Origin of the sequence: Micromonospora sp. CPCC 205554 (genome assembly GCF_036902745.1) — a bacterium.
GTDB lineage: Bacteria > Actinomycetota > Actinomycetes > Mycobacteriales > Micromonosporaceae > Micromonospora > Micromonospora tulbaghiae.
Genome location: NZ_JBAKHP010000003.1, coordinates 293,650 through 307,391, shown reverse-complemented (window position 1 = coordinate 307,391; position 13,742 = coordinate 293,650). Strand labels below are relative to the sequence as shown.

General features: G+C 72.9%; 16 protein-coding genes. 11 read left to right on the top strand and 5 right to left on the bottom strand.

Annotated elements, in window-relative coordinates:
- Position 1: 1 nt before the first annotated feature.
- The 8 genes from V6U82_RS07320 to V6U82_RS07285 all read left to right on the top strand — a co-directional run bounded on the left by V6U82_RS07320 (position 2) and on the right by V6U82_RS07285 (position 9,776).
- The gene (locus V6U82_RS07320) at positions 2 to 496 is read left to right on the top strand and encodes a hypothetical protein (RefSeq protein WP_187690005.1); all 495 of its coding nucleotides are present in this window, start codon (positions 2 to 4) and stop codon (positions 494 to 496) included.
- The gene (locus V6U82_RS07315) at positions 497 to 922 is read left to right on the top strand and encodes a hypothetical protein (RefSeq protein WP_334459974.1); all 426 of its coding nucleotides are present in this window, start codon (positions 497 to 499) and stop codon (positions 920 to 922) included. It begins immediately after the preceding gene.
- 134 nt (positions 923 to 1,056) lie between these two features.
- Positions 1,057 to 3,699, top strand: a complete 2,643-nt coding sequence (locus V6U82_RS07310; protein ID WP_334459973.1) for a hypothetical protein — start codon at positions 1,057 to 1,059, stop codon at positions 3,697 to 3,699.
- The gene (locus V6U82_RS07305; protein ID WP_334459972.1) at positions 3,699 to 7,064 is read left to right on the top strand and encodes a hypothetical protein; all 3,366 of its coding nucleotides are present in this window, start codon (positions 3,699 to 3,701) and stop codon (positions 7,062 to 7,064) included. The genes V6U82_RS07310 and V6U82_RS07305 overlap by 1 nt, the downstream gene beginning before the upstream one ends.
- A gap of 147 nt (positions 7,065 to 7,211) precedes the next feature.
- On the top strand, positions 7,212 to 7,568 hold the full coding sequence (locus tag V6U82_RS07300; RefSeq protein WP_030270592.1) for a hypothetical protein: 357 nt from the start codon (positions 7,212 to 7,214) through the stop codon (positions 7,566 to 7,568).
- Positions 7,568 to 9,223 (top strand): hypothetical protein, encoded by a 1,656-nt coding sequence (locus tag V6U82_RS07295; RefSeq protein ID WP_334459970.1) that lies wholly within the window; start codon positions 7,568 to 7,570, stop codon positions 9,221 to 9,223. Before V6U82_RS07300 ends, V6U82_RS07295 begins: the two co-directional genes overlap by 1 nt.
- A 41-nt stretch (positions 9,224 to 9,264) precedes the next feature.
- A complete protein-coding gene (locus V6U82_RS07290; RefSeq protein ID WP_198039654.1) occupies positions 9,265 to 9,519 on the top strand; it encodes a hypothetical protein in 255 nt (84 codons plus the stop codon).
- Between the two features lie 35 nt (positions 9,520 to 9,554).
- Positions 9,555 to 9,776, top strand: a complete 222-nt coding sequence (locus V6U82_RS07285; protein ID WP_334459969.1) for a hypothetical protein — start codon at positions 9,555 to 9,557, stop codon at positions 9,774 to 9,776.
- A 141-nt stretch (positions 9,777 to 9,917) separates the two neighbouring features.
- Here the strand turns inward: V6U82_RS07285 and V6U82_RS07280 are convergent, their stop codons facing one another.
- Positions 9,918 to 10,091: a hypothetical protein gene (locus V6U82_RS07280; protein WP_157551468.1), complete on the bottom strand. Its 174-nt coding sequence runs from the start codon at positions 10,089 to 10,091 to the stop codon at positions 9,918 to 9,920.
- Between the two features lie 127 nt (positions 10,092 to 10,218).
- Positions 10,219 to 10,437: a hypothetical protein gene (locus V6U82_RS07275; protein ID WP_030270579.1), complete on the bottom strand. Its 219-nt coding sequence runs from the start codon at positions 10,435 to 10,437 to the stop codon at positions 10,219 to 10,221.
- Between the two features lie 81 nt (positions 10,438 to 10,518).
- Between V6U82_RS07275 and V6U82_RS07270 the strand changes: the two genes are divergently transcribed.
- Positions 10,519 to 10,803 carry a hypothetical protein gene (locus V6U82_RS07270; RefSeq protein WP_030270577.1) on the top strand — a complete coding sequence of 95 codons (285 nt, stop codon included), beginning with the start codon at positions 10,519 to 10,521 and terminating at the stop codon, positions 10,801 to 10,803.
- A gap of 199 nt (positions 10,804 to 11,002) precedes the next feature.
- Here the strand turns inward: V6U82_RS07270 and V6U82_RS07265 are convergent, their stop codons facing one another.
- From V6U82_RS07265 to V6U82_RS07255, 3 genes are read right to left on the bottom strand one after another with little or no spacing between them, the layout of a single operon-like run.
- Positions 11,003 to 11,422, bottom strand: coding sequence for a hypothetical protein (locus V6U82_RS07265; RefSeq protein ID WP_030270575.1), 420 nt, complete (start codon positions 11,420 to 11,422; stop codon positions 11,003 to 11,005).
- A gap of 5 nt (positions 11,423 to 11,427) precedes the next feature.
- Complete coding sequence (locus V6U82_RS07260; RefSeq protein WP_198039653.1) at positions 11,428 to 11,832, bottom strand: hypothetical protein; 405 nt, start codon at positions 11,830 to 11,832, stop codon at positions 11,428 to 11,430.
- A complete protein-coding gene (locus V6U82_RS07255; RefSeq protein WP_084588803.1) occupies positions 11,820 to 12,143 on the bottom strand; it encodes a hypothetical protein in 324 nt (107 codons plus the stop codon). The genes V6U82_RS07260 and V6U82_RS07255 overlap by 13 nt, the downstream gene beginning before the upstream one ends.
- Positions 12,144 to 12,271: 128 nt before the next feature.
- On the opposite strand from V6U82_RS07255, the gene V6U82_RS07250 reads away from it, so the two are divergent.
- On the top strand, positions 12,272 to 13,024 hold the full coding sequence (locus V6U82_RS07250; protein ID WP_030270565.1) for a GntR family transcriptional regulator: 753 nt from the start codon (positions 12,272 to 12,274) through the stop codon (positions 13,022 to 13,024).
- 107 nt (positions 13,025 to 13,131) lie between these two features.
- Entirely contained in the window at positions 13,132 to 13,542 is a 411-nt protein-coding gene (locus V6U82_RS07245) for a winged helix-turn-helix domain-containing protein (RefSeq protein WP_030270563.1), read from the top strand.
- Positions 13,543 to 13,742 lie beyond the last annotated feature (200 nt).

Here is a 13,742-nt window from a genome sequence, read left to right as displayed (position 1 = left end):
GATGGACCACGTCGTCGTCGAACCCGACCACCGGTCGTTCGCGCGGGTGGCCCGGGCGCTCGACGACGAGGCCGGCGGCGAGGAATGGCGTACCGAGCTGGCCGCCGAACTGCACGCGGTGCTGGAGCCCGGGGTGGCCGCGGTACGCGGCGCGCTGATGGGCATGGCCACCGGTGGCCTGGACGACGGCCACGAGCCGCTACGCGCCGCGGTCGCCGCCGGCGTCGAGTCGCAGGTACGCGTGGACGGCCGCCGCGCCGGTGTCCGGATCCGCGCCCGGAAGATCATGCTGCGCAACTTCGCGAACGCGCCGAAGCGGCTGAACAGCCGCCGGGGCTGGCGGCACCCGGTGTTCGGCGACACCGAGACGTGGGTGACGCAGATCGGGCAGCCGGGCTGGTTCGACGACCCCCTGCGGCGCCTGCACGCCCGGCTGCACGCGGCGGCCGCCCGGGCGCTGGACAACCGTGCACGACGAATCGCGAGGAGAGGCTGAATGTTCCTGGTGTACCGGCCGGAGGACGGCGAGGAGCAGCGGTGGGAGTACCGGCCCGGCCGGCTGCGGGTGATGGAGATGGAGGCCATCGAGAAGCACACCGGCCTGGCGTACGCCACGGACTTCAAGGCGCAGCTGCTCAAGGGCCAGACCAGCGCCAGGCGGGCGCTGCTGTGGACGATGCTGCGCCGCCAGCATCCGACGCTGAAGTACGCCGACGTCGACTTCTTCGACGACGAGCTGCTGCTGGAGCGCACCAAGAGCGAGATCGAGGCCGAGATCGCCGAGGTGGAGAAGCTGCCCGACGGTGACCTGTCGCCCGAGGACCGGCTGCTGACCCTGGCGGTGCTGCGCCAGCAGCTGGCCGACGCCCCGGACGACCCGGGAAAAGCACCCTCGCCGAGCGACGCCACGCCTACGCCCTGAGCATCGCGTCGCTGCTGCACATCCCCCCGTCCGAGCAGGACCGGCTGACCGTCGACCAGTTCCTCGCCGCGTGCGACCAGGTCGACCAGGCGCAAGCCGAGCTGGCCAAGCAGAAGTAGGGAGGTGACCTCGCCGTGTCGGATACCAGCCTGGTGTTCAACACCGTCGGCCGCGACCGCGGCGTCAGCCAGCTGCTGACCCGCACGGCGGGGCAGGTGCGTGCGGCGAACCTCGCCTCGGCGGCGTCCACGGTCGTGCTCGGCGGGGCGATGGCGTCGGCCGGCGCGCACGCGATCGCGCTTGCCTCGTCGGCGGCTGGCGCGGCCGGGGCGATCTGGCTGATGCCGGCGGCGATCGCCGGCACCATCGCCGCTGTCGGCGCGGCCCGCGCCGTCACCTTCGGGCTGGCCGACGCGTGGAAGGCGACCGGCCAGGCCGCCACGGGCGGCGGCGGGTCGGCCGCAGGCGCGGGCCGCCGAGTCGCTCAGGCCCAGCGGGAGGTGAAAACCGCAACCGACGCCCTGGCCGACGCCCAGCGGGCTGCGCTGGCCGCGCAGGCAGCCGTGACCCGGGCCCGGCAGGAGGAAGCCGAACGCCTGGACGACCTGTCGCGCAGCGTCCGTGAGGCCCGCCTTGACGAGGAAGACGCAATCGCCGGGGTCGCCGACGCGGAGCGGGATCTGATCCGGGCTCGGCAGGGCGGGGTGCCGGAGGAGATCGCCAAGGCCGAACGCGCCTACGAGCGGGCGAAGTTGGCCGTGGAGCAGGTCAAGGACCGGGTCGAGGACCTGGCTGCTGAACAGGAGGACGGCGCCCGCAAGGGCGTCGAGGGCAGCGACGCGGTGCAGGCTGCGCTGGAGCGCCAGCGTGACGCACAGCGGCAGGTGGAGCAGGCCGCGCAGCGCCTCGCTGACGCGCAGGAGGCGGTGCGGGAGTCCAGCGCCGGCGCCGCGTCGGGCGGCATCGACCCGGCCGCCGAGGCGCTCGCGAGGCTGTCGCCGGCGGGCCGCGCCGTGATCCTGACGCTGCGGGCGCTCGCGCCGGCGTGGGCTGGCGCGGCGCGGGCCGGCCAGCAGGCGACCTTCCGCAACGTGGCCGGTGACCTGCGGGATCTCTCCGGCATCTACCTGCCCCGGGTGACCGGCTGGCTGGGGCGGATGGGCGGCAGCTTCAACCTGGCCATCCGGCAGTCGGGGGGGCTGCTGCGCACCAGCGCCGGCGTGCGCGACGTCGACCGGCTGCTCGACAACACCGCGAAGACCACCGACCGGCTGGCCCGGGCGGTGCGGCCGGTGGTCAACGGGCTGCTCCAGTGGGTGGCTGTCGGCTCCAATTTCCTGCCCGGGCTCGCCGGGAACGTCGGCACGATCGCTACTCGCTTCGAGCAGTGGTCGATCAACGCGCGCCGTTCCGGCGATGCCCAGCGGTGGATCTCCACCGGGCTGACGGCGCTGCGGCAGTTCGGTGCGCTGGCGTGGAACGTGGTGATGTCGGTCAAGGCGGTGCTCGGCGCCGGCGACAACGGCGGCGGCACCCTGGACGCGCTGGTGGCCGGGTCGGCGGCGATGCGGCAGTGGCTGGAGTCCGCCGAGGGTCAGGAACGCGTCGGGCAGGTTCTGTCGACGCTGCGGTCGATCCTGACCGGTCTCGGGCAGGTCATCCCGGTGGTCGCCGCGCACGGCGACGAGTTCAACGACGGCCTGAACGTCACCGGCCAGGTCGTGTCCTTCGCCGCGAGCCACCTGGACACCCTGGCCAAGTTGCTGCCGGTCATCGCCGCCGGCTACGTGATCTCGAAGACGGCGCAGACCGCGGCGAACATTGCCGCGGTGGTGGCCCTGCCCATCCGGGTAGCTGAGGTGGCCGCGAACTGGGGCATGCGCGCTGCCCTCCAGGCGCAGACGCAGGCGCTGATCGCGAACACCGCGGTGCACCGCGGCGCGACGGCGGCGGCTGCGGCTGAGACTGCGGCGACCAACGGCGGGATCCTGGCCCGGGCCCGCGCCGTGGTGGGCATGGCGGCGCAGCGGGTGGCGATGGTGGCGACCAGGGCGGCGACGCTGACGTGGGCGGCTGCGCAGTGGGTGCTTAACGCGGCGATGACCGCCAACCCGATCGGTCTGATCGTGCTCGCGGTCATCGCGCTGATCGGGATCATCGTGCTGATCGCCACCAAGACGACGTGGTTTCAGACCGCGTGGCGGGTCTCCTGGGGCGCGGTCAAGGCGGCGGCGGCCGCGGTCGGCGACTGGTTCGTCAACACCCTGTGGAGGAAGTGGATCCTGGGCGCGTACAACGGGATCGTCTCCGGCGGCGCCCGGTTCCTGAACTGGTACCTGTCCCTGCCGGGGCGGCTTGGGCGCGGCCTGGCCAACGTCGGCCGGATCATCCTCGCGCCGTTCCGGTGGGGCTTCAACCAGATCGCCTCGTTCTGGAACCGCACCGTCGGCCGGCTGTCGTTCCGGGCCCCGTCGTGGATCCCGGGCGGCATCGGCGGGATGGGCTGGAGCATGCCGACCCTGCCGATGCTGGCCCGCGGCGGCAACATCACCCGCGGCGGCGCGGCGATCGTCGGTGACGGCGGAGAGCCGGAGATCGTGGATCTGCCCACCGGCGCCCGGGTCACCCCGCTGTCGCAGGCCGGCGGCGGGGGTGTGACCACGCTGCGGCTGGAGTCTGACGGCACCCCGATGGCCGACTTCCTGGTGGAGATGCTGCGCGCCGCGGTGAAGGTGCGCGGCGGCAACGTGCAGGTCGTGCTCGGAAGGAGCGGCTGATGGCGTTCCCGGCGAGCCCCCTCGGTCTCACCACCGAGCTGCACCTCGGCCCGTCTCTCGGCTGGGTCGACGTCACTCCCGACGTGCGTGTCGGATCCGCCAGCTCCGGCGGCGGGGTGTCGATCAGCCGGGGCCGCCCGAACGAGGGCAGCGAGGTCGAGGTGGCCCGCTGCGGCCTGGTCCTGAACCACCGCGACGGCAAGTATTCGGGCCGGAACCCGGGCAGCCCGTACTACGGGCTGCTGGGCCGCAACACCCCGATCCGGGTCCGTGTCGCCGAAGCCGGCCCGGGCGGGGCGCTGGCTGTCGACGGGCGGCGCGGCGCCGGCGCTGCCGCTCAGGGCGCCGCCGTCACCGGCCCGCACACCTCACTCAACGGCACCGGTGATCTGGACGTGCGGGTGTGGCTGCGGCTGCCGCAGTGGACCGACCACACCCGCGCGTTCATCGCCGGGAAAGACGACGCCTGGGCATTCGCGGTCGGCGACGCCGGGAACCTGGAGTTCTACTGGGTCAACGGGTCCAGCGTGCTGACCGGAAGCAACTCCGGGCAGTTCCGGCCGGCGCCGCTGCCGGACGGGTCGCTGGCGTTGCGGGTGACCCTGACCGTGGCGACCGGCGTGCGGACGTTCTACACCGCACCCACGATCGCCGGGCCTTGGACGCAGCTGAGCCAGGGCACGTTCGGCGCCACCAGCGTCAAGGCCGGGCCGTACGGCGTCGAGGTCGGCCGGGTGTCGTCGTTCGGCGCGTGGGGCATGAACGGCGAGCTGTACGGCTTCGAGCTGCGCCACAGCGGCGTTCTGGTCGCCTCCCCGGACTTCACCACCCTGCGGGCCGGGGACACCCAGCTCGTTGATGCTCAGGGCCGCACGTGGACCTGGTCCGGTGGGGCCATACCCATCGACCGCGGCGCCCGCTTCCACGGTGAGGTGAGCGCGTGGCCGCCCCGCTGGGACGTGTCCGGCAAGGACCGCTGGGTGCCCGTCGAGGCGGCCGGCGTGACCCGCCGCATGTCGCAGGGCAACTCCCCGGTCATCTCGCCGCTGCGGCGGACGCTGACCGCAGCCAATCCGGCCGCGTACCTGCCGCTGGAGGACGGCGAGAACGCGACCCGGCCGACCAGCGCCGCCGCCGGCATCGGCGCGGGCAGCTCCTACAAGGTGACCTTCGGGGTCACGAGCGGGCGGCTCGGCGGGACAGTGGCTGCGGCCCAGATGACCGACTTCACGTCGTTCATCAGCTCGCCCGTCGTCGCCCGGCCCGGGTCGTCGACCTGGTCGCTGATGCTGTTCATGAAGCTGCCGTCGCAGCCCAGCGGCGGCGACGTCACCTACCTGCGGCTGCACACGAGCGGCGGCACCGTCGCCCGGTGGGATTTGCAGGCGTCCTCGGGCGGCTTCCGGTTCGTCGGGTACAGCCGCACGGGCGCGGTCGTCGACGACGAGGGCATCCTCAACGGCGGGGTGCTGCTGACGAGCTGGTTGCTGATGTACGTCGAGTTTTCCCAGGTCGGCGGGAACGTGTCCTGGCGGCCGTACTGGACGAACGCCGGCAACAGCTTCTACGCGTCGCCCGGCTCGCCGTTCACCTACGCGGGCACCTTCGGGTATCCGACCAAGGTCGAGGTCGTCGGCTCTGCCTACCTTCAGGACGGCCTGGTCTCCCACCTGGCCGTCGCCGACCAGCGGCTGTTCCTCGCCGAAAACCTGGCCCAGGTGTCCACCGGCTACGCGGGCGAGACCGCCGGTAACCGGATCATCCGCCTCGCCGCGGAGGAAGGCGTCCCCGTGACCGTGTGGGGCTACCCGCACGACACGGAGGTCATGGGGCCGCAGCCCATCGCGCCGCTGCTCGACGTGCTGAGGGATGCGGCCAAGGCCGACGGCGGCATCCTCACCGACGCCCGCAGCCACCTGGGCCTCACCTACCGGACCCGGGCGAGCCTCTACAACCGGCCGGCGGTGCCGCTCGACTACGCTGCCGGGCACATCAGCCCGCCGTTCGACCCGGTCGACGACGACGACGCGACCCGCAACGACATCACGGTCAGCCGCCCCGACGGCGGATCCGCGCGGGCCGTGCAGACCACCGGGCCGCTGTCGACCGCGAACCCGCCCGCCGGGGTCGGCACCTACGACACGTCGGACACCGTCAACGTCGCCACCGACGACCAGCTCCCCGATCAGGCGGGCTGGCGGCTGTGGCTCGGCACCGTCGACGAGGCCCGCTATCCGCGCATCCGGGTAGACCTCGCCGCGCAGGCGCTGGCATCCGATCCGGCTCTGACGCAGGCGGTGGCGCGGGTCGACGCCGGCGACGCCCTGTCGCTGACGACCCTCCCGCCGTGGCTGCCGCCCGGTCCGGTCAAGGTGCTGGCGCAGGGGTACGCCGAACAGCTCGACGTCTACGACTGGACGATCACCTACAACGCGTCTCCCGGCTCGCCGTGGGACGTGGCGGTGGTCGACGGCGCGGCCCGCGTCCCGGCCGACGGCAGCACCACCCTCGGCCTGGCGGCCGGGAACATGTCGATGCTGCTCGCGTCCACCGACGAGAACGGCCCGTGGACCGAGGACGCCGCCGATTTCCCGCTGAGCCTGCGGGTCGGCGCCGAACAGGTCGCCGCCTCGGCGATCGGCCCCGCCGCGGCGGACACGTTCACCCGCACCGTGTCGAACGGCTGGGGCGCGGCTGACACCGGGCAGGCGTGGACCGTGTCCGGCGGCGCGACGTCGGACTACAGCACCAGCGGCACCGTCGGCCGGATCTCCAACGGCACCGTCAACGTGCTCCGGTACGCCCTGGTCGACCTCGGCACCACCGACCCGACGCTGCTGGTGGAGATCACGAACCCGCTCGCCGGGCCGACCGGCGCGCCGGTGACGCACTGGGTGCTGTTCCGGGCGGCGGACACCAGCAACTACTACTGCGCGCGGCTGGACATCAAGGTCGGCGGCGGCGTCGACCTGGTCCTGCTGAAGCGTGTCGGCGGTGCCCTGTCCGGCAGCCTCGCGTCGGCGGCCGGCATCGGCACCCACGCGGCCGGCGCGACGTGGCGGGTGGCCGTGTTCGCCCGTGGCTCGCTGCTGCGCGCGAAGGCGTGGCGGACGACCGTCGCGGAACCGGGCTGGCAGGTCGAGGCGACCGACGGCGATCTGACGTCGGGCACCCTCGGCGGCCTGGCGACCCGCCTGGAGTCCGGCAACACCAACACGCTCCCGGTCGTGGTGTCGGTGGACAACGTCCGGCTGATCAGCCCGCAGCGGGTGACCCTGTCCGCCCGCGCCGTCAACGGCGTGACCCGGACCTGGCCCGCCGGCACCGAAGTCGACGTGTGGCAGCCCGCGGTGCTGTCGCTGTGAGAGAGGGGACCTGACGTGCCCATCACCGTGCGGTCGGGCATGCGGTTGACCCCGGCCCGGCTCAACGACCCTGCCCGCGGCCAAGCGTTCTCGCCGACGGCGCAGACGGGTGTCTCAGCGGAGGCAGTGTCCCTAACCGTCACGAACATGGTCTTCAAAGGCGGGTGGGCGTACCGGGCATACCTGAGGGGCCTGCTCTACGCGTCCGCCGCCGGCGTGCTTGCCCACTTCCGGCTGCGGCAGACCGGGCTGAGCGGCACCGACTACGGCGAATACGGCCGCGTCGAGGCGAAGGGGTCAACGGTCGGCACCTCGGTGATGGTGTCCGGCACCGTCGTGTTGACCCGCTCCGCGGCCTCCGACCTGACCACCGACGTGGCGCTGACGGTCGCGGCGTCCACCGGCACGGTCAACGTGCACGCCTCGGCGGCCTCGCCCCGATACCTGTCCATCGAACCGATCGGCCCGGCGTCGGAGTACCTCGGGCTGGGAGTGGATGTCTGATGACGCTGATCGGCTGGTGCCCGGGCGGCCGGAAGGTCGCCGACATGCTGGATACTTACCGGGGCACCGGGGTAGCCCGGATCTTCGTCGGCCGGGGCGATCCGCTGCCGGCGTGGGACAGTCTGGTACTTGGGCCGCTGGTCGCCGCCAGCGTGCCCGTGCACCTGTCGTACAAGACCAACCCGGTGCCGGACGTCGTGGCCTGGTCCAGGCGGAAGCCGCCCGGACTCCGGCTGTTCCTCACCGAGGACCACGAACCGGAGCAGGGCCCTGAGTCCGGCGACCCGACCCTCGACGAGTTCCACGCCGCCTGGGGCACGCTGGTGCCGGCGTTCGACGCCCACCCGATGCGGGACGAGATCTGGCTCGGGCCGGTGTTCACGCGCTACTGGTGGCAGAAAGTGGCCGGTGACCGCCGCCGGTGGCTGCCGAAGGTGCCGGTGGATTTCGTGGGCTGGGACGTCTACTCCGACGTCGGCTACCGCACCCCCGACGACCTGCTCACCATCCCCCGCGCGGTGGCCGCCGAGACCGGCGTGCCGTACCTGGTTGCTGAGTTGGGCGCGAAAGCCGGCCCGGGCCGGGCGGCATGGATGCGCGCGATGGTCGAGGCCATCGCGGCGGACGGCGCGCTGACCTGCTGCTGGTTCCACAAGGACGAGTGGGACCTGAGCAGCAGCCCAGACCGGACGACCTGGCAGACGATCATCCTGGAGGAGGCGCCGGTGACTACCACCGCTCCGAAGAACCTGCTCGACGCCCGCCGGCTGCTGCTGAACCACCTCGACATCCACCCCGGCAAGGTCGTTGCGGCCGACCTGGACCCGGCGGAGGTCGGCATCGTCGGCGACCCGGCCCACCGCGGCGGCTACCACTGCGGCTCCGACCGGGTCGTCCCCCGGGACTACTCGGTGATCGAGTCGGCCCGGGACCGGGCCGGCCTGGCGAAGTGGGCGTGCGCGCTCGACGTCGGCGAGTTCTCGGTCCGCTCCGGCGGCACGACCCACAACCTGCGGACCTTCTCGGCCTGGCTGGTCGCGCAGTGCAAGGCCGGGACCGCCGACACCCGGGACATCCGCGAGGTCATCTACTCGACCGACGGCAAGACCGTCCGCCGGTGGGACCGTCTCGGGAAGCGCACCACCGGCGACAGCAGCCACCGGTGGCACACGCACATCTCCTACTTCCGGGACGCCATCAAGGCGGGCCGGGACCAGACCGCGCTGATGCGCCGCTACCTGACGCACATCGGCCTCATCAAGCCGCCGGCACCGCCGCCGGCCCCGACCCCCGTGGAGGACGACATGGAGCAGACCGACAAGCTGACCGGCCGCACCGACAACGCGAACCGCACCGTCGGCGCGGTGCTCGCCGATTTGGCGAACCTGCGTAACTGGCTCCTGTCGCCGGTGGGCGCGCAGGACGGCTACACCGCGCCCGCTCCCGGGTCGCCGCTGGCGCTGCTGCTCTCGATGGCGGCCGGCTTCCCGGCGGCCACCGACGGGATCCGCGAGCGCCTCGACCAGGTCGCCGCCGAGGTGGCGGACAAGGTCCTCGCCGGGCTGCCCGACGGCGACACCGGCCCGGTCAGCCGGGCGGAGCTGGTCGCCGCGATCCGCGAGGTCCTCGCCGGTCTCGCCGTCCCGGCGTCGTGACGTTGCAGACGTGGGCCGCCGCCGGGGTCATCCTCGGCGTCGTGCTCACCGCGCTGACGCTCGCCGCGGTGATAGGTCGGCCGCTGCGCCGGCTGGCCCGGCAGAACGACGAGTTCCGGGAGGACTGGTACGGGGTGCCGGCTCGGCCCGGGCGTGCCGCGGTACCGGGTGTGCCGGAGCGCCTGGCGCTGATCGAAAAGGAGCTCAAGCCGAACTCCGGGTCGACGCTGCGCGATGCGATCGGTCGCGTGGAGACCCGGCTGGAAGACCACATCCGATCCCACGGAGGAGCATGATGGACCGCCGTCCCCGCCCTGTCCTGATCATCACGATGACGCTGGCCGCTCTCACTGCCGTGACCGGGTTCGCCGGCCTGGCCGATCTGCTACCCGCCACGGCCATCCTGTGGCTGCTGCTCGTCCAGGCCGTCGCGGTCGCCGTCGCCGGCGTGTACCTCCAGTCGGTGGTGACGCCGCTGGCGGACCCGCGTGACGACGCTGGCCGTCGGCTGGCTGCGGTCCGGCCCGGCGACCGGCGCGAGCTCAGCGACTGAACCTGCTCGAAGACGAAGCGCCCCCGCTCGGCTGCGGCCGGGTGGGGGCGCTTTCGTGTGTCCGGTCCCCCGGAGAAGTTGACCTTGCAAGAGGGCGGCGGAGGACCGGCTGGGGCCCGGTTTCCCGGGCCCCTCCCTTGCTCAGCTGATCGGGTCGTAGCCGAGGCGGGCCACCACCTGCTCGTACCGGCGGACCGTGTTCCGGTAGCCCATCCCGTCTGGGGTCATCGTCTTGAGCTGGTTGGCCAGGCGGCGGGCCTCGGCGAGGTCGCGGGCGTCGGCGTCGGTGGCGCTGGCCTGGATCGTGGTCTGCATCTCGGTCTCCCTCTCGCTCTCTGTACCTAAATTCTACAGTGCCCTAGCATTCCGCGCAATAGGGTGGCCTAGAATTTCCCGGCGGAGGGCGACCCGCACCCTCGCCCGCCGCCGGCCCGCCGATTGCTCAGTAGAGGTAGCCCCAGGCGCGCTCCGCTGCCGCCTTGCAGGCCGGGTGGGCGACCTCGCCGGTCTCGGCGCAGATCGCGTGGACCTCGCCGGGGGCGATCTGGCCCAGACAGCCGGTGCACTGGCTGGCGGTCTCGCAGTCGGGGCAGGCGTGGCTGGCCTTGTGCGCCTCGGCGTCGCAGAACTTCTTGCTGCTGTGCCAGGTGAAGCTCGCCATCTCGGTGCCCCTCTCGCTGTCTGTGCCTAAATTCTATAGCGCCCTAGCATTATCCGCAATAGGGTAGTGTAGAATTTTGGCATGGACACGCTTCGCGCTCTGGCCGACCAGCTCGCCGCCGCGTCGGCGGCCGCCGACCCTCTGGACCGCTACCAGGATCTTCACGCTCTCGCCCCGGCGCTGAAGGCTGCGCTCGCCGCTGAGATGGACGCGGCCATCGCCGAGGCCCGCGACGCGCTGCCCGAGGACCAGGTCGCCGACCGCGCCGGCGTGACGGTTCACGAGGTGCGTCGTCGGGTCACCGCGCACCGCAAGCGCACGGGTCCGCCTCGGCGGCCCGGGCGCCCGGGGAAGTCGGCCGAGTAGCGCGCGTACGCGAAGCGCCCCGCCTGGCTGCGGCCGGGCGGGGCGCTCTGCTGCTGCCGGGTCTCGTCACCGTGCGTTGGGTGGCGCATACTGTGGGGCGTGACTACCACTGGCTGGCGGCTGAACCCGCCCGAGTCCTACCGCCGCGCCACTGTGCGGCAGCGGATCCGGCTCGCCCTGGCCCGGTTCGCCCGCGCCATCACCGCGAGGTCGTGAGCTTGCACTGCACAGTCCCGGCCGCCCGGTCCCGGACCCGGGTGGTGCCGTCGGTGATCTCGCAGGACAGCGGGTCCGTGCGGTGCCCGGTGGCCGTGATCGTGATGGTGATCCGCAGCCCGGAGGTGTAGTCGAGGGTCTGCCGGTACGCGCCGCCGGCGACCGACTTGCGGGTGTAGTCGCCCCGGTCGTCGCCGGCCTTCGCCGCGCGGACCACGACGGAGTATGGGCCGTCGCCGCTGGCGTTGATGACGGCGGTCATCTTCCGCTTCGGGTCGACCTGCCGGTCGGCGGGGTCGCGGTCGCTGCGGGTGCCCTCGCCGTCGCAGGCGAGTCCGACGACGAGCAGGGCGACGGCGGCCGCGACCTTGACGGCGCGGCGGGGGTGACGAGAATCGAGCATGATGATCAGGCCTCCTTGGTGGTCTGGTCGAGGCCCCGGCCGGCGCTGCGATCGCCGCGTCCGGGGCCGCCCCTGTGCGGGGGCGGGCTGGTGGGCGTCCGCCGGGGCGGTACGCGGGTGGCCGGCGGCCGCGGCTGTCCGCTGGCGGGCCGGGCGGCGCGCCGGGTGGCCGGGCTGGACAGGACCTCCACGCCGGCGGTGACGTCGATGTAGAGCTCGCGCTTGGCGGTGGCGTCACCCGCCGCGTTGAGGACGTAGCCGGTCACCCAGGCGCTGCCCTCGTAGGTCGGGCGGGGGTCGACGGAGACGACCCGGATGGTGAGCGCGCGGTCGCCGCCGTACTGGACGCCGGCGGCGCGGCCGATGCGCAGCACGGTGCCCGCGGTCCAGGTCTTGGCTACTGGGTCCACGAGATGAACCGCTCGTTCAGCTCGTGCGCCGGGGTGGCGGTCAGTTTGGCCGCGGCAGCGAAGAGCAGCTGCCCGACGTAGATGGCGAGATCGGCGCGGTCCGGGCCGTACGCCTCGGCCAGGATGGTGCGCGCCGGCGAGCATGGCCAGGCGGCGCCGCCGCAGGCCGGGCAGGTCCAGGCGGGCTGCTCGGGTACGTGGGCGCCGCCGAGCAGCTGGGGCAGGGCTTCGAGGCTGCGGGCGATGGTGCGCGGACTCATCAGGTCGCGGTCCGCCTGGGCGCGGTGGCGGCGGGCGAGCCATTCCGTCATCGTGCGCCTCCCCTCGGTCATGATTTGCGTACGCAAAACGCTGTGCTACCGAGTGTGAGGAGGATCTGCTGGCCCGTCAAGGATTTGCGTACGCATACTGGTGGCGTGATCGGACGAAGGGAGGATCCATGACCGGGTATCGGGAGATCGCCGCGCAGCTGCGCGCGGCGATCGAGTCCGGGCAGTACCCGCCGGGCAGCCAGCTGCCGACCGAGCACGACCTGGCCGCGCAGCACGGGGTGTCCCGGGAGACGGTGCGCCGCGCCCTGGCCACGCTGAAGGCGGCCGGCTTGCTGACGTCGGCCACCAAGCAGGGCACGACGGTGGCGCGGCCACCGGTGCGGCTGGAGCTGGCGCACTACGCCGGGTCCGCCGACCCGGCGCGGCCGGGCCGGGAGCTGGGCCCGTGGGAGACCGCGTGCGCCGAGCAGGGCGTGGCCGGCCGCGCGGAGGTGGTCGACGTCGCGGTGGTGCCGGCGTCGCCGGCGGTAGCCGCTCGGTTCGGGGCCGCGGCCGGGACGCCGCTGGTCCGGCGGACCCGGCGGATGTACGCCGGTGACGACCTGGCCCAGCTCCAGGAGTCGTACGTGCTCGAGGAAATCGCGGCGGGTACGCCGCTGGCCGGTGAGGGCAAGCTCGTCGGCGGTCTGTACGCGGCGATGGCAGCCGTTGGCGTTGACCTGGCCGACGCCACCGAGGAGGTCGCGGCACGGCTGCCCACGGCGGCCGAGCAGGACGCGCTCGGGCTGCCGGACGCGGCATGGGTGCTGGAGACCTGGCGGGCGACCCGCGACCGGGACGGCCACGTCGTCGAGGTGCTGCACAGCGTCTCGGACGCGCGTCGGGTGGCGCGCGTGTACGGAGCGCTGCCCATCGGCTGATCCGCGCGCTGATCCGACCCCCCTCTGCCGGCCCCGTGTGGCCGGCTTACTCATGCTCACGTGCCCACGTGTGGACGTGAGGATGACGCGCCATAGCGTGACCGTCCATGATCGACCCTGCGTCGGGTGTGCCCGCGTGGCGCCAGCTCGCCGACGATCTGCGGCGGCGGGTCGTCACCGGCGAGTGGCGGCCGGGCACGCGCCTGCCGTCGGAGACCCGACTCATGCAGGAGACCGGCGCCGGCCGGACCACCGTCCGCCGGGCGATCGCCGCGCTCCGCGCCGAGGGCGTGGTGGAGGTGCTGCACGGCTGGGGCACTCGCGTGCCGGAGCGGCGGGAGCCCGAGAGCGTTCAGGCGGGACCGGGCTCGGTGATCACGACCCGGATGCCGACGCCACAGGAACGCGCGACGTTCCGGGTGCCCGACGGCGTGCCGATGCTCGTGGTGACCGGCCCTGACGGGCTGGCGGACGCTTATCCGGGTGACCGCGTCCGGGTCGAGGTGCAGTGGCCATAGCACCCCGGCTTCCGATATAGGCTCTTTACGCGATTTTGCAAGTCTCGCCACAAAGAATTGATGAGGCGACAAGCTGCATTGATGGGCACCTTAGTGATCGCTCACGCTCGGTGCATGGTGCTGGGATGCTGACAAGCTGTCAGCTACAGATCGTGTCCCCGGTAGCATCGATACCCGGCGCTGTCCAGACCCCCGTAGGG